The sequence below is a fragment of the Lysobacter avium genome (assembly GCF_015209745.1).
Lineage (GTDB): Bacteria > Pseudomonadota > Gammaproteobacteria > Xanthomonadales > Xanthomonadaceae > Novilysobacter > Novilysobacter avium.
Window position 1 is genome coordinate 1783929 of record NZ_CP063657.1, and the last position, 20458, is coordinate 1804386.

General features: G+C 67.0%; 18 protein-coding genes and 1 pseudogene. 11 read left to right on the forward strand and 8 right to left on the reverse strand.

Annotation, left to right across the window (positions count from 1 at the left end; translation table 11 throughout):
• Positions 1-67: 67 nt before the first annotated feature.
• Positions 68-715 carry an SCO family protein gene (locus tag INQ42_RS08045; RefSeq protein WP_194033819.1) on the forward strand — a complete coding sequence of 216 codons (648 nt, stop codon included), beginning with the start codon at positions 68-70 and terminating at the stop codon, positions 713-715.
• Positions 716-722: 7 nt separating this feature from the next.
• A complete protein-coding gene (gene asd, locus INQ42_RS08050) occupies positions 723-1583 on the forward strand; it encodes an archaetidylserine decarboxylase (RefSeq protein ID WP_194033820.1) in 861 nt (286 codons plus the stop codon).
• 39 nt (positions 1584-1622) lie between these two features.
• Here asd and INQ42_RS08055 read toward each other — a convergent pair.
• Positions 1623-2912, reverse strand: a pseudogene (locus INQ42_RS08055) (transglycosylase SLT domain-containing protein); the annotation flags it as partial.
• Positions 2913-3035: 123 nt separating this feature from the next.
• Here INQ42_RS08055 and INQ42_RS08060 point away from each other — a divergent pair.
• The 4 genes from INQ42_RS08060 to INQ42_RS08075 all read left to right on the forward strand — a co-directional run bounded on the left by INQ42_RS08060 (position 3036) and on the right by INQ42_RS08075 (position 6981).
• Positions 3036-4562 (forward strand): helicase HerA-like domain-containing protein, encoded by a 1527-nt coding sequence (locus INQ42_RS08060; protein WP_194033822.1) that lies wholly within the window; start codon positions 3036-3038, stop codon positions 4560-4562.
• A 42-nt stretch (positions 4563-4604) separates the two neighbouring features.
• Positions 4605-5105, forward strand: coding sequence for a copper resistance protein NlpE (locus INQ42_RS08065; protein WP_194033823.1), 501 nt, complete (start codon positions 4605-4607; stop codon positions 5103-5105).
• Positions 5106-5121: 16 nt separating this feature from the next.
• The gene (greB, locus tag INQ42_RS08070; protein ID WP_194033824.1) at positions 5122-5625 is read left to right on the forward strand and encodes a transcription elongation factor GreB; all 504 of its coding nucleotides are present in this window, start codon (positions 5122-5124) and stop codon (positions 5623-5625) included.
• Between the two features lie 87 nt (positions 5626-5712).
• Positions 5713-6981: a DUF4013 domain-containing protein gene (locus INQ42_RS08075; RefSeq protein ID WP_194033825.1), complete on the forward strand. Its 1269-nt coding sequence runs from the start codon at positions 5713-5715 to the stop codon at positions 6979-6981.
• Between the two features lie 89 nt (positions 6982-7070).
• On the opposite strand, the gene INQ42_RS08080 is transcribed toward INQ42_RS08075, so the two are convergent.
• Together INQ42_RS08080 and rimO are read right to left on the reverse strand one after the other, a co-directional pair.
• Positions 7071-8567 carry a rhomboid family intramembrane serine protease gene (locus INQ42_RS08080; RefSeq protein ID WP_194033826.1) on the reverse strand — a complete coding sequence of 499 codons (1497 nt, stop codon included), beginning with the start codon at positions 8565-8567 and terminating at the stop codon, positions 7071-7073.
• A gap of 128 nt (positions 8568-8695) precedes the next feature.
• A complete protein-coding gene (gene rimO / locus INQ42_RS08085; protein ID WP_407070760.1) occupies positions 8696-10057 on the reverse strand; it encodes a 30S ribosomal protein S12 methylthiotransferase RimO in 1362 nt (453 codons plus the stop codon).
• A gap of 142 nt (positions 10058-10199) precedes the next feature.
• Here rimO and INQ42_RS08090 point away from each other — a divergent pair, with 142 nt between their 5' ends.
• Entirely contained in the window at positions 10200-10862 is a 663-nt protein-coding gene (locus tag INQ42_RS08090; protein ID WP_194033827.1) for a dienelactone hydrolase family protein, read from the forward strand.
• Complete coding sequence (locus INQ42_RS08095; RefSeq protein ID WP_194033828.1) at positions 10859-11284, forward strand: HIT family protein; 426 nt, start codon at positions 10859-10861, stop codon at positions 11282-11284. Before INQ42_RS08090 ends, INQ42_RS08095 begins: the two co-directional genes overlap by 4 nt.
• Before the next feature lie 30 nt (positions 11285-11314).
• Here the strand turns inward: INQ42_RS08095 and dcd are convergent, their stop codons facing one another.
• Together dcd and apbC are read right to left on the reverse strand one after the other, a co-directional pair.
• On the reverse strand, positions 11315-11890 hold the full coding sequence (gene dcd, locus INQ42_RS08100; protein ID WP_194033829.1) for a dCTP deaminase: 576 nt from the start codon (positions 11888-11890) through the stop codon (positions 11315-11317).
• Between the two features lie 111 nt (positions 11891-12001).
• Complete coding sequence (apbC, locus tag INQ42_RS08105) at positions 12002-13069, reverse strand: iron-sulfur cluster carrier protein ApbC (RefSeq protein WP_407070761.1); 1068 nt, start codon at positions 13067-13069, stop codon at positions 12002-12004.
• Positions 13070-13313: 244 nt separating this feature from the next.
• Here apbC and INQ42_RS08110 point away from each other — a divergent pair, with 244 nt between their 5' ends.
• The 3 genes from INQ42_RS08110 to rnfB all read left to right on the forward strand — a co-directional run bounded on the left by INQ42_RS08110 (position 13314) and on the right by rnfB (position 16456).
• Positions 13314-13763, forward strand: a complete 450-nt coding sequence (locus INQ42_RS08110) for a DUF2147 domain-containing protein (RefSeq protein ID WP_194033830.1) — start codon at positions 13314-13316, stop codon at positions 13761-13763.
• 148 nt (positions 13764-13911) lie between these two features.
• Positions 13912-15993, forward strand: coding sequence for a methionine--tRNA ligase (gene metG, locus INQ42_RS08115; protein ID WP_194033831.1), 2082 nt, complete (start codon positions 13912-13914; stop codon positions 15991-15993).
• A 4-nt stretch (positions 15994-15997) separates the two neighbouring features.
• On the forward strand, positions 15998-16456 hold the full coding sequence (gene rnfB / locus INQ42_RS08120) for an Rnf electron transport complex subunit RnfB (protein ID WP_194033832.1): 459 nt from the start codon (positions 15998-16000) through the stop codon (positions 16454-16456).
• Here the strand turns inward: rnfB and INQ42_RS08125 are convergent.
• From INQ42_RS08125 to mutL, 3 genes are read right to left on the reverse strand one after another with little or no spacing between them, the layout of a single operon-like run.
• Positions 16434-17501 (reverse strand): TraB/GumN family protein, encoded by a 1068-nt coding sequence (locus INQ42_RS08125; protein WP_194033833.1) that lies wholly within the window; start codon positions 17499-17501, stop codon positions 16434-16436. The genes rnfB and INQ42_RS08125 overlap by 23 nt on opposite strands.
• Before the next feature lie 11 nt (positions 17502-17512).
• Entirely contained in the window at positions 17513-18487 is a 975-nt protein-coding gene (locus tag INQ42_RS08130) for a DUF1684 domain-containing protein (protein ID WP_194033834.1), read from the reverse strand.
• 1 nt (position 18488) lies between these two features.
• On the reverse strand, positions 18489-20360 hold the full coding sequence (gene mutL / locus INQ42_RS08135) for a DNA mismatch repair endonuclease MutL (RefSeq protein WP_194033835.1): 1872 nt from the start codon (positions 20358-20360) through the stop codon (positions 18489-18491).
• Positions 20361-20458 lie beyond the last annotated feature (98 nt).

Here is a 20458-nt window from a genome sequence, read left to right on the forward strand (position 1 = left end):
GACCGGCGATTATAGCGGCAGCGGACGGCTATCATGGCCGCTGATCCGCTCCACCACCGGGCTGTCCATGTTCAACCGCAGTACCCTCGTCATCCTGTTCGTCGCCCTGGCCGCTGGGCTGGGCCTGATCGCGTCGAAGCATTTCTTTGGCGACCCTGCGCCATCGGCATGGCCCCAGACCAGCGCGGTCAAGCTGTTCGACCCGCCGCGGCCGTTGCCGGACTTCAGCCTGCGCCAGTCCGACGGGACCCAACTGGTCCCGGGCGAGCTCAACGGACATTGGACGCTGGTGTTCCTGGGGTTCACCCACTGCCCCGACATCTGCCCGCTGACGCTGTCGCAGATGGCCCAGGCGCAGCAGCAGTGGGAGTCGATTCCCGACGCGGTGCGTCCGCGCGTGCTGTTCGTCTCGGTGGACCCGGAGCGCGACACGCCCGACCGCATCGGCGAGTATGCCCACGCCTTCCACAAGGACACCCTGGCGGCGACGGCGGACATCCCCTCGCTGGAGCGGTTCGCCCGCTCGCTGAGCCTCGTGTTCGCCAAGGCGCCGCCGGACGACGGCGCACCGGCGGACCAGTATTCGGTCGACCACAGCGCGACGATGGCCGTGCTGGATCCGCAGGGCCGCATGTCCGGCGTGGTCCAGCAGCCCTTCGACCCGGCCGCGCTTGCCGCCGACCTTGCCGCATTGACCGCCGCCAGCGCGCCCTGAGAGTGCCATGAGCCTCACCACCCGACTCACCTATGTGCTGCCGCACCGGCTGCTCTCGTCGATGGCGCGCCGCCTGGCCTACTCCGACAACCCGCGCCTGCGCGCCTGGCTGATCGACACGGTCACCCAGCGTTTCGGCGTTGACCTGTCGGAGGCGGCGAAGTCCGATCCGGCCGACTACCCAACCTTCAATGCCTTCTTTACCCGTGCGCTGAAGCCCGGCGCGCGCGTTGCCGACCCGGACCCGCGCGTGCTGGTGATGCCGGCTGACGGACGCGTCAGCCAATGCGGCGCGATCACCGCCGATCCCGATGGCAGCGGTCGGATCTTCCAGGCCAAGGGCCAGTCGTTCACCACCGCCGAACTGCTGGGCGATGCCGACGCGGCGCGCGCATTCGACAAGGGAACGTTCGCCACGGTGTACCTGTCACCGCGCGACTACCACCGCGTGCACATGCCATGGACGGGACGCCTGCGTGCGACGGTGCATGTGCCGGGGCGTCTTTTCAGCGTCGGCCCGGCGGCTGTACAGCATGTGCCGCGGCTGTTTGCCCGCAACGAACGCCTGGTGTGCCACTTCGATACCGATTTCGGCCCGATGGCGGTGGTGATGGTCGGCGCGCTCCTGGTCTCGGGCGTGGAGACTGTCTGGAGCGGCGAGGAAATCCCGGCCTACGGCACGACCACCACGGTCAAGGACTACCGGGGCGATGACATCACGGTGGAGCGCTTCGAGGAGATGGCCCGCTTCAACTACGGCTCGACCGTGATCGTGCTGCTGCCCGCGGGCGTGGCCGACCTCGCGCCCGGCCTGGGCCCGGAGGCGCCGGTCAAGCTGGGTCAGGCCCTGGCCACCCTGCGACGCTGACTGTGCGGCCCGGCGAACCGGGCCTGCGCGTGCTTACTTGATCGCCCTTCCCGGATCGCTGGCGACCAGCTCGCGCGCCATGTCCGCGCGCGGCCCGCGAATGCACTGGCGCTTGTACAGACCGGCAATCCGCGTGGTCGCCTGCAGGATCGTGCCGGCGGGCAGACGATCATCGGCCTGGTAGCGCGGGTTGTAATTGCGCAGCGCGCGCATGTAACCCTCGCGCACGCCGCGGTTGCCCAGGCAGATCGTCAACTGGTAGATCGACGCCGGCTGCTCAAGACGCAGCTGGGCCGGCTTGGGGTCGACCCTGGGCAGCGTCAGGCCGTACTCGTCTGGATGCAGGAACAGCCATGCTGCGGCGATCACCATCGGCACGTAGTCGCGGGTTTCCGGCGGGAACTGCGCATACACGTCCGCATCCCAGAAGCCCTTGCCACCCGCCCCCTGGTAGACCCGCAGTGCGCGCCCTTCCCCGCCGTTGTAGGCGGCCAGGGCCAGCTCGATGTTGCCGTTGAGCTCGCGCATCCGCTCGTTGAGATAGGAGACGCTGGCCTCGGAGGCGGCGTAGGCGTCGTAACGGGTATCAAACCCGGTGCCGTCGTCGCCGAGGCCGAAGCGCTTGCCGGTGGCGTACATGAACTGCAGCGGCCCGGCAGCGCCTGCGCGCGAGGTCGAGTGCACGCGGCCGTTGGACTCCTTGGCCAGGATGCCGAACAGCAAGGCCTCCGGCAGCCCGGCGCGCTCGTACTGCGGCCACATCAGGTGTCGCATGTACTGGTAGTTCTCGTAGCTGGTCAGCAGCGCGCCGCGCATGTCCGTCAGCCAGCGGCGGATGCCTTCCTGCACCGCCGGGTTGTACTGGACCATGCGGTCGAAGCGATGGCCGTCGTCATCCAGCAGCGCTGCCGCTCGAGCGGCCTCCGGCACGTCCTCGGCGAACGAGGTGATGTGGTGGCCGGCGGTTCCCGGTGGCAGTTCGTCGAACAGCAGGTCGCTGCCCTCGATGTCGGCGGTCAGCTTGAGCAGCCGTTTGTAGGTGCTCAGCAGCGATGGCACCGAGCAACCGCGCTGGCCCGAGCAGGCGGCGACGACGTCCTCCATGTCCTCCAGTGCCTTGTCGGCCTCGCCGCTGCCGGCCGGATCGGCGTTGCCCATCTTCACCAGCGCCTGCTTGTAGGCGGTTTCCGCGGCCTCCATGCGGGCGGTGATGGCATCGACCGCGGCCTGGTCGCGGCGCGACAGGGCGGAGGCATCCACGGACATCGTCAGCAGGGCGGCGCCGAGAACAGCGGCGAGCAGGCGGGGAAAACAGTGTTGTGCGGGCATGGCATCAGGCAAGGGGAAGCGGCATGCAGGGTAGTCTGTGCCGAGCAGGCACCGCAATCGACCGCCTGCACCGCCGCCACGTTAGGCCATAGAATCAGCCGCAGTCCCGCCCCGGAAACCCGCATGCCCACTCTTCCGCCAGTGCTCGTCGGCAAGGCCGTCACCACGCCGCACTCATTGCCAGAAACCGACGGCAAGGTATTCCTGCTGCCACGGCTGGGCAACCGCCACGGCCTGGTCGCCGGGGCGACCGGCACCGGCAAGACCGTCACCCTGATGACGCTGGCGGAAGGGTTCTCGCGGATCGGCGTGCCGGTGTTCCTGGCCGACGTGAAGGGCGACGTCGCCGGCCTGGCGGTGCCCGGCTCGATGAACGACAAGCTGCAGGCGCGGATCGACGGGATCGGAGTCGACGACTACACCAGCGAGGGCAGCCCGACCCTGTTCTGGGACCTGTTCGGCAAGCTTGGCCATCCGGTGCGCGCCACGGTCACCGAGATCGGCCCGACCCTGCTATCGCGGATGCTCGAGCTCAACGACACCCAGTCGGGGGTGATGGATATCCTGTTCAAGGTCGCGGACGACCGCGGCCTGCTGCTGCTGGATCTGCCCGACCTGCGCGCGATGCTCAGCCTGCTGGCGGCCGAGCGCAAGACGATCTCCACCGAGTACGGCCTGGTCAGCAGCCCATCGATCGGCGCGATCCAGCGCGCCCTGCTGCGCCTGCAGTCCGACGGCGGCGACCACTTCTTCGGCGAGCCTGCGCTGGAGCTTTCCGACATCATGCGGACCAACATCGATGGTCGCGGGATGATCAGCATCCTCGCCTCCGACAGCCTGATCCTGAAGCCGCGGCTGTATTCCAGTTTCCTGCTGTGGCTGCTGTCGCAACTGTTCGAGCAGTTGCCCGAGGTCGGCGACCTGGACAAGCCCAAGCTGGTGTTCGTGTTCGACGAGGCGCACCTCCTCTTCAACGACGCACCGCCCGCGCTGCGCCAGCGGGTCGAGCAGGTCGTGCGGCTGATCCGCTCCAAGGGTGTGGGCGTGTATTTCTGCTCGCAGTTTCCCGACGACGTGCCCGACAACATCCTCGGCCAACTCGGCAACCGCGTGCAGCACGCCCTGCGCGCCTTTACTCCGCGCGACCAGAAGGCGGTGCGCACAGCGGCGGAGACCTTTGTCGCCAACCCCGAGCTGGACGTGGCCAAGGCGATCGGCGGGCTGGGTACCGGCGAGGCGCTGGTATCCACGCTGCAGGACAAGGGCGTACCGATGCCGGTGGAGCGGACGCTGGTGGCGCCGCCCCGCTGCCGCATGGGTTCGATCACCGACGCCGAGCGCGACCAGGTGCGCGCAGGCAGCCCGATCGGCGCCAAATACGACAAGCGCATTGACCGCGAATCGGCCATGGAGCTGCTGGCGCGCAAGGCCGACGCCGCCGCGAGCGAGGCCAACGCCCCCAAGGCGAAACCCATCACCGGGGAGGCCGGCGGGTTCGGCCAGTCGATCCGCGACATTGTCTTCGGTACCAAGCGCCGCCAGGGGATGGTCGAGACCATGGCCAAACAGAGCGCCCGGACCGTGGGCAACCAGGTCGGCCGACAGATCCTGCGCGGCGTCATGGGCGGCCTGTTCGGCGGCAAGAAATGAATCATCCGAAATGACTTACCGGCAACCCAAGGAGCCCATTCAATGAACCGGAACCTGATCGCCCTCGCCTGCATCGCAACGCTGGCGCTGGCCGCCTGCTCCCGTCAGCCCGCCCGACCGGCGACCGACGCAGCGGTGAACGGCACTCCAGCGGAGGCCACCCAGCCAGCCGCCGTGGATGTCATTCCCACCGGTGAAGGCCCCGCTTCCACCTTCGACCAGCGCGAGTTTGCCGGGTCGTTCACCGGCACGCTGCCGTGCGCGGATTGCCCCGGCATGGACGTCACGCTGGTGCTCGAGCCCGACGGTACCTACCGCACCACCCACGTCTATCAGGAACGCCCCGACGGGACCTGGTCCATCGACGGCCACTGGTCGGTCGAGTCCAACGACTCCGTGATCCGCCTGGACCCCAACAGCAAGACCGAAGAGGACCAGCTGTACGGGATCGAGTCCAGGGAGCGCATCGTCATGCTCGACGCCGACGGCAAGAAACCGGACTCGGGACTGGACTACGGCCTGACGCGCCAGGGCGCGCAATAAGCTTGAGCAGTCGACCATGAGCCGTTGGCGCCCGCCGGTCGCCGCCAGCACCGCGCTGATCACCCGCGCCGGCCACGAGACGCTCAAGGCCGAGCTGGACGAGCTGTGGCGGGTGAAGCGTCCCGAGGTCGTCCGCGCACTGGCGGCCGCCGCTGCCGAGGGCGATCGATCCGAGAATGCCGAGTACACCTACCGCAAGAAGCAGCTCGGTGAGATCGACCGCCGCGTGCGCTACCTGAGCAAGCGCATCCCGGCGCTGCGCGTGGTGGACTCCACGCCCGAGGATGAGGGCGCGGTGTTTTTCGGGGCAACAGTGGAGGTGGAGGACGTCGCCACTGGCGAGATCCGCACCCACCGCATCGTCGGCCCCGATGAGACCGATGCCGGCCGCGGCTGGATCAGCATCGACTCACCGCTGGCGCGGGCGATGCTCAAGAAGCGCGTGGACGACGAGTTCGACGCGGAGCTGCCAGGCGGCAGCAACCGCTTCGCAATCGTCGATGTGTCCTACGAGGACTGAGGCCTCGCCACGTCGTCAAGCGCAAAGGTTTTGCCAGGCTGCGTCGGTCTATCGCAAAATGAACGCCCTGTTCATGGAGCGAGCCCGATGCCAACCAGCCCCAGCGCCGCACCGCTGCCTTTCTGGCAACGGCTGCGTTCGATCACCTTGTACCCGCTGCGCGGCGCGGCGTTCTCCAGCCTGCTGGCCCTGACCCTGGCAAGCCTGCTCGGTCTGATCCCGGTGATCGGCGTGGTGTTCACCATCCTGGTCTGGATCGGCGCCTACAAATACGCGTTCGAGGTCCTGCGCACGACGGCCGACGGCCGAATGGAAGCGCCCGAAGTGGTGCTGGGGACCGATAGCGGCGTGGTAATCCGCCTGATTGCCATGCAGTTGATCTTCATCGCAGTGATCCTGCTGGCGACCGTGCTGGGGGGACCGGTTATCGGACTGGCAACGATCGCCCTGATCGCGTTCCTGCAGCCGGGTTGCATCATGTCACTGGCGATGGATGGCAGCTTGCCCCACGCCCTCAACCCGGCAACGCCATTGGCTTTGGTCTCGCGCATCGGTTGGCCCTACATGGCCGTGTTCGGACTGTTGTTCGTGATCCAGGCCAGCATGTTCACCGCCACGGTCTGGCTGGCCGGCGTCATGCCTCCGGTAGTGGCCGACCTGATGGTGAGCGCAGTGTCGTTCTGGGCGTTGTTCGCGGCGTTCCACCTGATGGGGTATCTCGTGTACCAGTACCACGAGGTACTGGGGTACGTTCCCACCGGTACCGAAACCCTGCCCGGTCGCCGTTCCCCCGACACCGACCTTCTGGCAGAGGCCGAAGGTTACGTTCGCGATGGCCAGCTCGACACCGCCCTGGAGCTGCTCCGGGGTGAAATCCGCAGCCGTGCGGTTGGCATGGAAACACACGAGCTGTATCGCCGTCTGCTGCAGCAGGGCGGCAACGCTGCGGCCCTGTCCGGCCATGCGCGTGAATACCTCAATGTGCTGGTGATGGAAAAACACGATCGCCGGGCGATCGGCTTGCTGCGCGAATCCCTGGATGCCGATCCCGACTTCGTGCCGATGCAGGTACCGATGGCCGAACAGCTTATTGAGCGCGCCCGCCTGTCCGGCCAAAAACAGTTGGCGCTCGACGCCCGGCTGGCGCTGCTGCGCGCTCACCCCCGCGACCCATCTGCACCTGGGTGGGCGCTGGAAAACGCGCTGCAGTTGCTGGAGCGCGGCGATCGCGACCAAGAGGCGCGAGCGCTGCTCGCACAGGCGCGCGAGCGCTGCGAAGACGGGATATTGCAAGCGAAGATCGATGCAGCGACACAACTGCTGCCGGATCCACATCGGGCGCCTGCGCAGGCTTGAGCGGCGCGCGACGAGTGCGGAAGGTGGGCGACCTCCCGAGGCATTGATGGCCTCCATTCCGGCGTCCCCGGCTGATCTCCTCTCTGCGTTTATCGCAGGACCGTTACTGCGGGTCCAATCTCCTCTTGGCCAATCAATTCGGCGAGCAGGAAACGTGCCTTGTCCGCCTCTGGCTGCTGCGGGTAGCGCTCCGTCAACAGGCGCAATACACGCTGGTGCGCATCGTCGGCACGTTGGTCGCGCCAGCCCAGGGCCAATCGGAACCACAAGCGTGCCTGCTCCGAGGGATCGTTACCCGAACCGGGCAACAGCGCCGCCTCGGCGGCGTCCAACTGGGCGGCATCCAGCCATCGTCGCGCCAGCGCGAGTCGGTCCGACGGCTTCGGCGCGAGGGCGGCGGCATCCAGTTCGGCAAGTACCGCGATTTGTTCGCGCACCTCTTCGGAATCAAGCGTGTCGATAGCCAGCAACCGCGCGCCACGCCCCGCCATGGCCCCACTTCTCTGGCCGTTGCGGGCGACCCGATACAGCGCCAGCCGGACGTCGAAGCGAGCCGGTTGTTCGAGCGCCAGTTCCTCCAGCAACCGATCGGCTTCGGCCAGTTGCATCCGACACAAATGGAGCTGCGCACGCTGCCAGCGGCCATCCGTTCGCGCCTGCGTGCCTGCATCGCGAATGAAGTCGTGGCGAACCTGGCCCGTGGCGACCAGCACCGCGCCCATGATTGCGCCGCTGACTATGCCACCTGCATGCGCGTCGAAGCCGATCTCCAGATGGTCGTTGGCGATCAGGTTCCAGACTTCCCAGCCCAGCCACAGCGGCAGCAGCCAGATCGCCGGCGCACGGACGTAGTCGAATACCACTCCGACCCAGTAGAAAAACCGTACCGGCTGCCGCCCCCAGACCACGCAGAACGCACCCATAAGCCCGGCCACCGCGCCCGAGGCGCCGAGTCCGGCACCGGCTTCGCCCCACCGCCACATCAGTGAGGCCGCGCTGGCGCCGACCGCGCCCAGCAGGTACACGCCCAGGAACCGGCCTGAGCCGATCGCGCCCTCGACCAGCAGGCCCAACGCCAGCAGGAACAGCATATTTCCCAGCAGGTGCACGATCCCGCCGTGCAGGAACGCCGAGCTCACCATGCGCCACGGATCGATCTCGGAACTGCGCAGCAGATGACGCAGCGTGAATACCTGGTCGATCTGTGCGTCATACGCAGGACGCGCGACCTTCCACGCGTTCCAATCCGCCTCATCGTCGAAGAGCTCGCCCGAGCGCAGTGCAGCGATGAAGGCGATATCGGTCAGCGTGTGAGTGGCGACGTACCCGGGCTGCGCCGACGCGGGCACGTGCTTGAATTGCTCCAGCAGATCCATCCGGCGTTTGCCCAGCAGGTAGCGCTCATAGGCCGGAACCTCGTAGCGCCCGAGGTCCGACTGCAGATAGTGCTGCTGGGTGCGGGCCATCGCCGCCTCATCACCGGACTGCCAACCGAAAAACACCAACACGTTGACCAGGATCAGTACCGTCGTTACCAACGGAAAAGTCGCGCGCGACAGCGGGTGATGCAGCGGCAGGATCAGCATGGCTGGCGACAGTGGAGTGGTACGGGGCAGGATCGACGATCCGGCCGATTGCGCGCAACTTCAGTCTGTGGACGTTGGATTCGCCACTCGTGCTTCTCCGTCGCACTGCGGACCGCAAGGCGCATCGCTCAATCCTCGAACGACACCTCGCCGTAGAGGTCGTGCTCGTCGCTGCCCATGATCTGGACATCGGCGAAGTCGCCGGGCTTGAGGCCGGCAAAGTAGCCGTTCTGGATCTGCACGACGCCGTCGATCTCCGGGGCGTCGGCCATCGACCGGCCAATGGCCAGCTCGCCGTCGACCGCGTCGATGATGCAGCGCTGCACGCTGCCGACCTTGGCCTCGAGCTTCTGCGCGGAAATCTCCGCCTGGCGCTCCATGAAGCGCCCGAGCCGCTCCTGCTTGACCGCTTCGTCGACCGGATCGGGCAGCTCGTTGGCCTTGGCACCGGTCACCGGCGAGTAGGCGAATGCGCCGACGCGGTCGAGCTGCGCTTCGTCGAGGAAGTCGAGCAACTCCTCGAACTCGGCCTCGGTCTCACCGGGAAAGCCGACGATGAAGGTCGAGCGGATCGTCAGCTCCGGACAGATCTCGCGCCAGCGCTGGATCCGCGCCAGGGTCTTGTCGATCGCACCGGGCCGCTTCATCAGCTTGAGGATGCGCGGGCTGGCGTGCTGGAAGGGAATGTCCAGGTACGGCAGGATCGTGCCCTCCGCCATCAGCGGAATGATCTCGTCCACGTGCGGATACGGATACACGTAGTGCAGGCGGGTCCACAGGCCCAGTTCGCCCAGGCCCTCGCACAGCGCTTTCATGCGGGTCTGGTAGGTCTTGCCGCGCCACTCGCGCTCGGCGTAGCGGACATCCACGCCATAGGCGGACGTGTCCTGGGAGATGACCAGCAACTCCTTGACCCCGCCCATCGCCAGCTTCTCCGCCTCACGCAGGACCTGGTCGATCGGGCGCGACACCAGGTTGCCGCGCATCGAGGGAATGATGCAGAAGCTGCAGCGGTGGTTGCAGCCCTCGGAGATCTTCAGGTACGCGTAGTGCTTCGGCGTCAGCTTGATGCCGACACCCTCGATCTGCATGTCCGGCAACAGGCTGATGAACGGGTCGTGCCGGGGCGGCACGGCCAGATGCACCGCGCTGAGGACACTGTCGTAGTCCTGCGGGCCACTGATCGAGAGCACGCCGGGATGCGCCTCGCGGATGACTTCCGCGCGCTTGCCCAGGCAGCCGGTCACGATCACCTTGCCGTTCTCGGCCATCGCCTCGCCAATCGCGTCCAGCGACTCGGCCACTGCGGAATCGATGAAGCCGCAGGTATTGACCACCACCACGTCGGCATCGTCGTAGCGCGGCACGAGGTCGTAGCCCTCCACCCGCAGCTGGGTGAGGATGCGCTCGGAGTCGACCAGCGCCTTGGGACAGCCAAGGCTGACGAAACCGACTTTCGGATTTTTGGACAAAGTGTCTTGCACGGGCATGGCGTGACCAGTCAGCGGAAAAAGCGCAACGCTCCTGGCACGGGTGCCGGGAACGATCGCGGTATTCGGGAACCGCAATTATAGCCTTGGCGCTAGAATCAACTCGTTGGCCAAGCTGCCGGACAGCTGAACGGAGCGCCGCATGAACCGCTGGACCGATCTGGAAACCCCGCACGGTTCCATCCGCGCCTGGCGCAGCGAGCCCACCGGGCCGTCGCGCGGCGCCGTCGTGGTGCTGCAGGAGATCTTCGGAGTCAATGCGCATATCCGCGATGTCACCGACCGTTTCGCCCAGACCGGGTTCGTGGCGCTGGCACCGGCGCTGTTCGACCCGGTCGAGCGCGATGTCGAGCTCGAATACGACGCTGCCGGCATCGCCCGCGGACTCGCGCTCACGCGTGCGCTGGGCATCGATCGCGCCGTCGACCTTGCGAACGCTGCCGCGACCCTCCTCCAGGCCGAGGGACAGCGGACCGGCGCCGTGGGCTTCTGCTGGGGCGGCAGCATCGCCCTGCTCGCCAACACCCGCCTGGGACTGCCGTCGGTGAGCTATTACGGCGGCCGCAACGTGCAGTTCCTGGACGAGCCGCTGCGCACACCGATGATGTTCCACTTCGGCAGCAAGGACCGCAGCATCCCGGCCGCTGACGTCGAGCTGCACCGGGAGAAATACCCGGCCGCCAGCGTGCACGTTTACCCCGCTGGCCACGGCTTCAACTGCGAACCGCGCGCCGATTACGATGCCGCCAGTGCGGCCATGGCCTGGCAGCGCAGCATCGACTTCTTCGAGGAGAACCTGCGATGAGACCGCCTCGCGACCTCGGCTGGCGGCTGGATCCACGCCTCGCCGACGACACCCATCCCGTCACCAACCTGGAGCTCAGCGAGTTGCGCTTGATGGATGATGCCAACCACCCGTGGCTGATCCTCGTGCCGCGCATCGAGCACGCGGTGGAATGGATCGACCTGGACACGGAGCAGCAAGCCGTGCTGACCCGCGAGATCGACCGCTGCAGCCGCGCCCTGCGCACCGCATTCCAACCGCACAAGCTCAACGTCGCCGCGCTGGGCAACCAGGTCGAGCAACTGCACATCCACGTGATCGCCCGCTACCGCGAGGACATCGCCTGGCCCCGGCCGGTCTGGGGCAGCGCGACCGCCCTGCCCTACAAGCCCGAGCTGTTGATCAAGCGCATCGAGCTTCTGCACGCCGCGCTGGCCGACTAGCGGCGTCGAACGTTCGGCGCGCGTCCGCGCTCAGGTACGCGGCAGGGTAACGCCGCGCTGGCCCTGGTACTTGCCGCCACGATCGGCGTAGGACGTCTCGCAGATGTCATCGGCCGCAGCCTGGAAGAACAGCATCTGCGCCACCCCTTCGTTGGCATAGATCCGCGCCGGCAGCGGAGTGGTGTTGGAAAATTCCAGGGTGACGTGGCCCTCCCACTCCGGCTCCAGCGGCGTCACATTGACGATGATGCCGCAGCGCGCATACGTGCTCTTGCCCAGGCAAACCACCAGCGTGTCGCGCGGGATGCGGAAGTACTCCACCGTGCGCGCCAGCGCGAACGAGTTGGGCGGGATGATGCACTCGTCCGCCTCCACGTCGACAAAGCTTCCGGGATCGAAGTTCTTGGGATCCACGATCGTGGAATTGATGTTGGTGAAGATCTTGAACTCGCGCGAACACCGCACGTCATAGCCGTAGCTGGACGTGCCGTAGCTGACGATGCGCTCGCCATTGACGTGCTTCACCTGGCCCGGCTCGAACGGCTCGATCATGCCTCCGTCTTTTTCGGACATGCGGCGGATCCAGCGGTCGGACTTGATGCTCATGCGTTGGGTTCCCGGATGCGATCGGTTCCGGCCGGACGGAAGTCCCGGCGGAAAGCCCCCGATTGTAGACCGCCGCGGTGCGGGTGGCTGCCGCGGCAATCAACGTGCCCGTTACGAGAGCAGCGACGCCGATATCGAGGGAGTCACCCGCGGCCGCCCAGCCAACGCCACCGCGATCCGCCGGGCCGCGTCGCGGTAGGCCGCCGCTGCTGCCGAATCCGGCTGTGCCAGCACGATCGGTACGCCCGCATCGCCCTGTTCGCGGATTTCGCGCTGCAGCGGCAGGCTACCCAGCAGCGGCACGTCGTACTGGCTGGCCATGCGCTGCCCGCCGCCTTCGCCGAAGATGTGCTCGGCGTGGCCGCAGTTGCTGCACACGTGCACCGCCATGTTTTCGACCAGCCCAAGTACCGGCACCTCGACCTTCTCGAACATCTTCAGGGCCTTCTTCGCATCCAAGGTGGCGATGTCCTGGGGCGTGGTGACGATGACCGCGCCGGCGACCGGGATCTTCTGCGCCAGCGTCAGCTGGATATCACCCGTGCCCGGCGGGAGGTCGACGATCAGGTAATCCAGATCGCCCCAACGGGTGTCGTTCAGCAGTTGGGTCAGCGCCGAGGTCGCCATCGGACCGCGCCAGATCATCGGCGTGTCCTGCTCGACCAGGAAGCCGATCGACATGGTCTCCACGCCGTGCGCGCGCATCGGCTCGATCGACTTGCCGTCCGGGCTGTCCGGTTTGCCCGACAGGCCCAGCATCATCGGAATGCTCGGGCCGTAGATGTCCGCATCCAGCACCCCGACGCGTGCGCCTTCTGCGACCAGCGCCAGCGCAAGGTTCACCGCCGTGGTCGACTTGCCGACACCGCCCTTGCCCGAGCCAACGGCGATGACGTTGCGCACGGTCGGCAGCGGGGAGAGTTTGGGTTGGACCGCGTGGCTGGTGATGCGCTGGCCGAGTTCCAGACGAGCCAGTTGCGAGCCTTCGGCCTGGACCGCCGCGCGGATCGCGGCCTCAAGCTCGGTGCGCATGCCTTCGACCGGCACTCCGACGTCCACGGACAGCGCGACGTTGGCGCCGTCGCGGGCAATACGGATCCGTGCCTGGGTCGCCGCCAGCGATGTATCGGTCCCGGGCAGCAGCACGCTGCCGATCAGGGCTTGCAATGAATCGGTCACGGCGTTCCTCGTGCGGACAATGCGGGGCCCCCATTGTCGCAGCGGAGCCATGCAATGGGGGTGACATGGATCAATGCACAGGCCGGGAAGATGACTTCCACCGTTCGCAAAGCGACAGCCAGGGGGCCTGACCGGCAGCCTTCTTGCCGGATTCAGCAATCGCCCCGATGTCGATGGATACGGTATAACGAACCAGTCCCAGCGCCTCGTGGCCTGGTATCCACACTGTCTTCCGGAGGGAAACATGCACAGGAAAATCTCCATCTTGCTGGTACTGGCGGTGGCACTGATGGCCGCGCCGCTGGCCGCACTTGCCCAACAGACCCCGGTCGGTACCTGGACCACGATCGACGACAAGACCAACCAGCCCAAGTCGGTCGTGGAGATCTACGAGACCCAGGACGGCAGCCTCGCCGGCAAGGTCGTGCAGGTACTGCAGTCCGACAAGGGTCCACACCCCGTCTGCAGCAACTGCGAGGGCGATCGCAAGGACAAGCCGATTGAGGGCATGGTCATGCTGTGGGACGTTGCCCGCACCGGCAATGAGTGGAAGGGCGGCAAGATCCTGGATCCGGCCACCGGCAAGGTCTACTCGGTGAAGATGAGCCTGGCCGACAACGGCCAGAAGCTGGAGGTCCGCGGCTTCATGGGCTTCTCGCTGCTGGGCAAGACCCAGACCTGGCAGCGCCGCTAGACGCTTTTGCGGGCTGGAAGGCCCGAACGTGCGCCCCCGACGGCCCGCTGACGCGGGCCGTCGCCGTTCATGGCGGACCGGGCCTTCCGGGTCATGCATGCGACGCCGCATGCGATACTCAGCGGCTTACCTCACCACAGCCACATCCATGTCCCGCGAGCTCGTCGTCACCTGCGCCCTTCCCTACGCCAACGGCCCCCTGCACCTGGGCCACCTGGTGGGTTACATCCAGGGCGATGTGTTTTCCCGCGCCCAGCGCATGGCCGGAAATACGGCCTACTTTGTCTGCGCCGACGACACCCACGGGACGCCGATCATGCTGGCGGCAGAGAAGGCCGGGACGACGCCCGAGGCCTATATCGCCGGAATCCAGGCCAGCCATGAGCGGGATTTCGCCGACTTCGGCGTGGACTTCGACCACTACGACTCGACCCACTCGCCGCGCAACAAGGCGCTGACCGAGGCGATCTACAACACGCTCGACGCCAACGGCCATATCCAGCGCCGCGCCGTTGCCCAGCTGTACGACCCGGTGCGGGGGATGTTCCTGCCCGACCGCTTCGTCAAGGGGATATGCCCCAACTGCGGTACGCCGGACCAGTACGGCGACAACTGCGAGAGCTGCGGTGCGACGTACTCGCCGACCGAGTTGAAGGAACCGCGCTCGGTGGTCAGTGGCGCGGAGCCCGAGCTGCGCGAGTCGGAGCACTTCTTTTTCGAGGTCGGCGATTTCACCGAGTTCCTGCGCCAGTGGCTGAGCGGCGATGTCGCCAACCCCGGCGTCAAGGCCAAGCTGAAGGAGTGGCTGGACGCCGAGGGCGGACTGCGCGCGTGGGACATTTCCCGCGACGCGCCCTATTTCGGCTTCCAGATCCCCGGCCATCCCGGCAAGTACTTCTATGTCTGGCTGGACGCACCGATCGGGTACCTCGCCAGCTTCCAGGCCCTGTGCGAACGCGAGGGGCTGGATTTCTACAGCTACCTGGCGCCGGGCAGCGCCTCGGAGCTGCACCACTTCATCGGCAAGGACATCGTCAACTTCCACGGGCTGTTCTGGCCGGCGGTCCTGCATGGCGCCGGATTCCGCGCCCCGACCCGGCTGCACGTCAACGGCTACCTGACCGTCGACGGCGCGAAGATGTCCAAGTCGCGCGGCACCTTCGTGATGGCGCGGACCTACCTGGAAGCCGGGCTCGATCCGGAGGCGCTGCGTTATTACTTCGCTGCCAAGACGTCGGGCGGCGTGGACGACGTGGACCTCAACCTGGGAGACTTCACCGCGCGGGTGAACGCCGATATCGTCGGCAAGTTCGTCAATCTGGCCAGCCGCTGCGCGGGCTTCATCAGCAAGCGTTTTGACGGCATGCTCGCCGATGCCCTGCCGGATCCGGCGATGTACGAGCGCTTCGTCGCGCAGCTCGCACCCATTGCCGCGGCGTACCAGCGCAACGAGGCGGCCACGGCGCTGCGCCTTACGATGGCCTTGGCCGACGAGGCCAACCGCTACATCGATGACCACAAGCCGTGGGTGATCGCCAAGCAGGAAGGCGCCGACGCCCAACTTCAGGCCGTTTGCAGCCAGGGCCTGAACCTGTTCCGCGTGCTCAACACCGCGCTCAAGCCGGTGCTGCCGCGGGTCACCGGCCAGGCTGAGACTTTCCTCAACGCGCCCGTCAACCACTGGGACGATCTGGCGACGCCGCTCACCGCGCACCGGATCCAGCCCTACACCCCTCTGTTCACCCGAATCGACCCGAAACTCATCGACGCCATGACCGAAGCCAGCAAGGAATCCCTGCAACCCACCCCGGCTCCCGCCACGTCCAGGCCCGCGGCGGCCGCGCCTGTCGTCGCCACCCCATCGCCAGCCGAGCCTGGCGCGGCCGAACCGTCGACCCCGACCATCGGCATCGACGATTTCGCAAAATTGGATCTGCGGGTCGGCAAGGTACTGGAGTGCGGGTTTGTCGAGGGCTCCGACAAGTTGCTGCGATTCCTGCTGGATGCCGGGGAACTGGGCCAGCGGCAGATCTTCTCCGGCATCCGCGCCAGCTACGCCGACCCGGAGGCGCTGGTCGGCCGCAACGTGGTTTTCATTGCCAACCTGGCGCCGCGCAAGATGCGCTTCGGCATGAGCGAGGGGATGATCCTGTCGGCCGGCTTTGATGCCGGCGCCCTCGCCCTGCTGGGTACCGACAGCGGCGCGAGCGCTGGAATGCCGGTACGGTGATTCGATGCAGCCGCCGGATGACGCCGAAAGCCTGACCGGGCGCCTTGACCGCCTGTTGCCGCAGACGCAGTGCGGCCAGTGCGGCTACGACGGCTGCCTTCCGTACGCGGAGGCGATGGCGCGCGGAGAAGCTGACGTCGACCGCTGCCCGCCCGGTGGCGATGCCGGCGCGCTGGCGCTGGCACTGGCACTGGGGACGCGCGCGGTGCCCTTTGACCGCAGTCGCGGCGCCTACAAGCCTGGACTGGTCGCGCTGGTGATCGAGGAGGACTGCATCGGCTGCACCAAGTGCATCCAGGCCTGCCCGGTGGACGCGATCATTGGAGGAGCCAAGCACATGCACACGGTGCTGGCGTCGCTGTGCACCGGATGCGAGCTGTGCGTGCCGGCTTGCCCGGTGGATTGCATCGACATGATCAGCGGCGACGGGCCGCTGGCGCTCAGGATGCGATCGGAAGGCTGACCGGTTCCAAGTCATCCTCAAGCGTGGGACGCTCTGGAAGCGCCTGATCCGCAGTGCCGCACGCGCTGCAGATGCGCTCCACCATGTAACCGGACTGTCCCAGCAGAGCGAGCAACCCATCGTCACCGAGCAGGTGCATCGCTCCAACGACGACCAACACATTGTCACGTCCGCGCCCGTCAAGCATTTTCCGCAGCAGCGGCAGCCACGCCCGGTTGCGGTCCACGTTCACCATCTGGTACGTGCGCGGTGTCTTCACCATCATCTCGGTCAGCGCGATCGCTTCCAGTCCCGGCACGTCGCCCGCGCGCCACGCCTGGTGCAGATCGGCGAGTTCGCCCGGCATTTCCTGGGGGCGGTCGAGGAAGTCCTCCAGTCCCAGTACCTGCTCGGCAATCGGCGAGTTCGCCAGTGCGCGCAACTGATCGTCGATCGTTTCCAGGCCAGCGGTGGGTTTGCCCGCCTCTTCCGCACGTTGCATGAGGTGCTGGTCCACGCCCAGCTCGGGGCTGAAACCGAGGGAGTGCGACAGGCCCAGCATCAGGGACAGGTTCACGAACCACGGGCTGTACCGGTTGACCTGGTCCAGCGATCCGCCCTGGCGGGCCAGGAGCAGGTCCAGCTTCTCACGCAGCCGCGGCGAGATCAGGCCGGAGAGTGTGTGGCCTTCGGGCAGGTTGGCCGCGGCGCTGAAGCTCGTACTGGCGTCGGGGCTGCCCAGGTCTTCCGGGGAGACCTCGAATACGATCCGGGCGGCGTCGTCGAAAGCCGCGTCGATGTCGGCCGACAACGGGTAGTCGCCTTCCTTGAGCAGATGGATCGAGCCAAGCAGGTACACCGCGTTGTTCCGGTCCGAGACCTTCCACAGGAGCGGCACCGGGGGCACGTGGGGCGGGCTCTCGGCCTGTGCCAGCGCAGCTTGCGTGGTGTCGGCGTGGTCACTGGCCGTCCAGCGGTCGGGCGCGACCATCGCCAGTGCGGTGCCGCACACCAGTACGAGGCTGGCAATCAGGACTTTTGTCTTGCGCATGGTCTTGTCTTGCATCAGGCGGCGGGTTATCGGGACGAGGTTGGCGGCACGTAGAGCTTTTCACCTGCGGTGACGGCCAGATCGAGACGGTTCTGTGGCGGCGGCAACGGACACGTCGCAAAGTTGGAGAAGGCGCACGGCGGGCTGTAGGCGCGGTTGAAGTCCAACAGGACTCCATCGTCGGCATCGGGCATCGGGGCGTCGAGGAAGCGGCCCGCGCCGTAGCTGCCGTGCCCATTGGTAGTGTCGGCGAACACCAGGAACAGGCCACCGCTGCCGTCATCGATCGCCTCCAGCCGGTAGCGCTGGCCGTCGCGCTCGAACTCCACCAACCCCGGGTTCGGCATCGCGTCGAACGCGCCGATGATGTTGGCAATCTCGAGCGTCTGTCCAAGGGGATGCGGAATGAATCGCCCCGGGATCACCCAGTTACGGTCGGCAGGCCAGTACTCCAGCGTGCCAAAACCCGTCCGGGTCGGCGCATCTGCGTGGCGAACACGCAGGGCGTGGCGCTTGTCGCGCAGGATCACCGTCGCCTGTCCGCGGCCGCCGTCAAAGCCGAGCACGCTCGGGCCGGCGGGGTCGCCGTCACTGCGCAGGACGACCGAGCCCTTCACTGGAACACCGTCAACACTCTGGTCGCCGCCGGACTCGGGCACAAAGCGGACCTTGCCGTCGCGCAGGTCCAGCATGCCCAGATGCGACGGTCCCATCGACAGCTGGATGCCGTTACCGGGATTGCTGCCTACGTAGTGCGCGCCGGGCGTGATCCAGTGCAGCCCCACCAGGCTCGTCCAGCCGTCCGGCGCCACGAGCGCGGCGCGGCGCTGCTCGCGCCAGGATTGCTGGTCGGCATCAAAATCGATTTCCTGCGCAGCCACATCGGGCTCCTGTTTGGCGTTGAAAAGCCGGTTGCCATCGCAGGCAGCCACGGCAAAAAGAAAACCTGCAGCCAGCGCGAGCGCGGCGACCGAAGAGCGACGACCCGGTGCGCAGTTCATCTCAACGTCCTCGCAGGAACCAGCGGTCGATCTCGGGCAGGCTGAAATGCGCCCAGGTCGGTCGGCCGTGGTTGCACTGGCCGGAGCGCTCGGTGATTTCCATCTCGCGCAGCAACGCATTCATTTCAGGCACCGTGAGCCGCCGATTCGCGCGCACTGCACCATGGCAGGCCATCGTGGACAGCAGTTCGTCGCGCGCTGCGGACACGCGGATGCCCCCCAGCGGCGATGCACCGCCATGTTCGCGCAGATCGACCAGGACGTCGCGCAGCAGCGCCTCCACGTCGCCATGCGCCAGCAGCGCGGGTACCGAGCGCATCGTCACCGACTGCGGGCCGGAACGGGTGACCTCGAAGCCCAGGGTCGCGAGCACTTCCGCTTCGCGCTCGGCGACTTCGGCCTCGCGTTCGGACACCGCCAGCGTCGCCGGGACCAGCAGCGGCTGGGTCCGCAAGCCCTCGCCGTCATGCGCCCGCTTGAGCTTCTCGTAGCCGATGCGCTCGTGGGCGGCGTGCATGTCGACCACGATCAGGCCGGCGCTGCTCTCGGCAAGGATGTAGATGCCGTGCAACTGGGCAATGGCGTAGCCCAATGGCGGAAGCGTGGCTTCGCTGCTCGACGGCAACGGCGCGTGGCTGGAAGTAGCGAGACCCTCAGGTGAGGCGTCATCGGATCGTTCTGCCGAAGCCGGGGCACCATAGAGTTGCGCCAGCCCTGCGCGCTGGTCGGCGACCTGCAGCCCCAGCGGCGACTGCGGGCGGTGCCAGGGGTACTGGTTCGCCTGTTGCGATGCCCCATCGCTGTTATCCGGTCCGCCCAGGTGCTCTGCGTTCTGCACTCCGTGCAGCGCGGCTGACTGGCCGGCACGCGTACGCGCCAGCACCGACTGCAGCGTCCGATAAACGAAGTCGTGGATCAGCCGCGAGTCGCGGAACCGCACCTCGTGCTTGGCCGGATGCACGTTGACATCGACCCGCCGGGGATCCAGCTCGAGAAAGAGCACGTAGGCCGGCTGCCGACCGTGGAACAGCACGTCCGAATACGCCTGCTTGACCGCATGGGCGACGCTGCGATCGCGGATCGCACGGCCATTGCAGTACAGGTACTGCTGATCGGTGGAGGCCCGGTTGTAGGAGGGCTCGGCAATCCAGCCGTGCAGGCGCAAGCCGGCGCCGCTGTGGTCGACGGGGATGGCGTTGTTGGCGAACTCCTCGCCCAGGGTCTCGTGCAGACGCAGATCCGACAGGCCGGCCTGGTCGAGCATGTCGGCGTCGCCCTTCCAGCGCCGAGACGGCTTGCCGTTGTGCGACACCCGCACCTCGACGTCCGGACGCGCCAGCGCCAGTTGCCGCAGCCACTCCTCGATATGCGACAACTCGGTGCGCTCGGCGCGCAGGAACTTGCGCCGCGCGGGCACGTTGAAGAACAGATCGCGAACCTCGACCGTGGTCCCGACCGGATGCGCCTTCGGCGCGACGCTTCCGACCTGCCCGCCGCCGACTTCCAGCGTAGAGCCGTGCTCGGCATCGGCCGGCCGCGAGGTCATCACGAAGCGGCTGACCGACGCTATCGACGGCAGTGCCTCGCCACGGAAACCCAGCGTAAGCACGCCCTCAAGATCGTCAAGGGAAGCGATCTTGCTCGTGGCATGTCGGGACACCGCCAGCGGCAGCTCTTCGGGCCCGATGCCGGAGCCGTCGTCGCGCACCCGGATCAGCCGCGCCCCGCCCTCCTCCAGATCGATGTCGACCCGACGGGCGCCCGAATCGAGTGCATTCTCGACCAGTTCCTTCACCACCGATGCCGGTCGCTCGACGACCTCGCCTGCGGCAATCTGGTTGATCAGGGTATCGGGGAGCGGGCGGATCGACACGGAGCGGCAGGTCCTGGCAAGGCTGACCGGCCATCATAGCGAACGCGCCCTGTACGACCGAGTCAGGCGATCGCCGACACCCGACGCAACATCACTCG

What these genes read in the sequence shown, in the direction of transcription:
- INQ42_RS08045 (WP_194033819.1), top strand. Translation starts at nt 68, where the DNA reads ATGTTCAACCGCAGTACCCTCGTCATCCTGTTCGTCGCCCTGGCCGCT.
- asd (WP_194033820.1), top strand. Translation starts at nt 723, where the DNA reads ATGAGCCTCACCACCCGACTCACCTATGTGCTGCCGCACCGGCTGCTC.
- INQ42_RS08060 (WP_194033822.1), top strand. Translation starts at nt 3,036, where the DNA reads ATGCCCACTCTTCCGCCAGTGCTCGTCGGCAAGGCCGTCACCACGCCG.
- INQ42_RS08065 (WP_194033823.1), top strand. Translation starts at nt 4,605, where the DNA reads ATGAACCGGAACCTGATCGCCCTCGCCTGCATCGCAACGCTGGCGCTG.
- greB (WP_194033824.1), top strand. Translation starts at nt 5,122, where the DNA reads ATGAGCCGTTGGCGCCCGCCGGTCGCCGCCAGCACCGCGCTGATCACC.
- INQ42_RS08075 (WP_194033825.1), top strand. Translation starts at nt 5,713, where the DNA reads ATGCCAACCAGCCCCAGCGCCGCACCGCTGCCTTTCTGGCAACGGCTG.
- INQ42_RS08080 (WP_194033826.1), bottom strand. Translation starts at nt 8,567, where the DNA reads ATGCTGATCCTGCCGCTGCATCACCCGCTGTCGCGCGCGACTTTTCCG.
- rimO (WP_407070760.1), bottom strand. Translation starts at nt 10,057, where the DNA reads ATGCCCGTGCAAGACACTTTGTCCAAAAATCCGAAAGTCGGTTTCGTC.
- INQ42_RS08090 (WP_194033827.1), top strand. Translation starts at nt 10,200, where the DNA reads ATGAACCGCTGGACCGATCTGGAAACCCCGCACGGTTCCATCCGCGCC.
- INQ42_RS08095 (WP_194033828.1), top strand. Translation starts at nt 10,859, where the DNA reads ATGAGACCGCCTCGCGACCTCGGCTGGCGGCTGGATCCACGCCTCGCC.
- dcd (WP_194033829.1), bottom strand. Translation starts at nt 11,890, where the DNA reads ATGAGCATCAAGTCCGACCGCTGGATCCGCCGCATGTCCGAAAAAGAC.
- INQ42_RS08110 (WP_194033830.1), top strand. Translation starts at nt 13,314, where the DNA reads ATGCACAGGAAAATCTCCATCTTGCTGGTACTGGCGGTGGCACTGATG.
- metG (WP_194033831.1), top strand. Translation starts at nt 13,912, where the DNA reads ATGTCCCGCGAGCTCGTCGTCACCTGCGCCCTTCCCTACGCCAACGGC.
- rnfB (WP_194033832.1), top strand. Translation starts at nt 15,998, where the DNA reads ATGCAGCCGCCGGATGACGCCGAAAGCCTGACCGGGCGCCTTGACCGC.
- INQ42_RS08125 (WP_194033833.1), bottom strand. Translation starts at nt 17,501, where the DNA reads ATGCAAGACAAGACCATGCGCAAGACAAAAGTCCTGATTGCCAGCCTC.
- INQ42_RS08130 (WP_194033834.1), bottom strand. Translation starts at nt 18,487, where the DNA reads ATGAACTGCGCACCGGGTCGTCGCTCTTCGGTCGCCGCGCTCGCGCTG.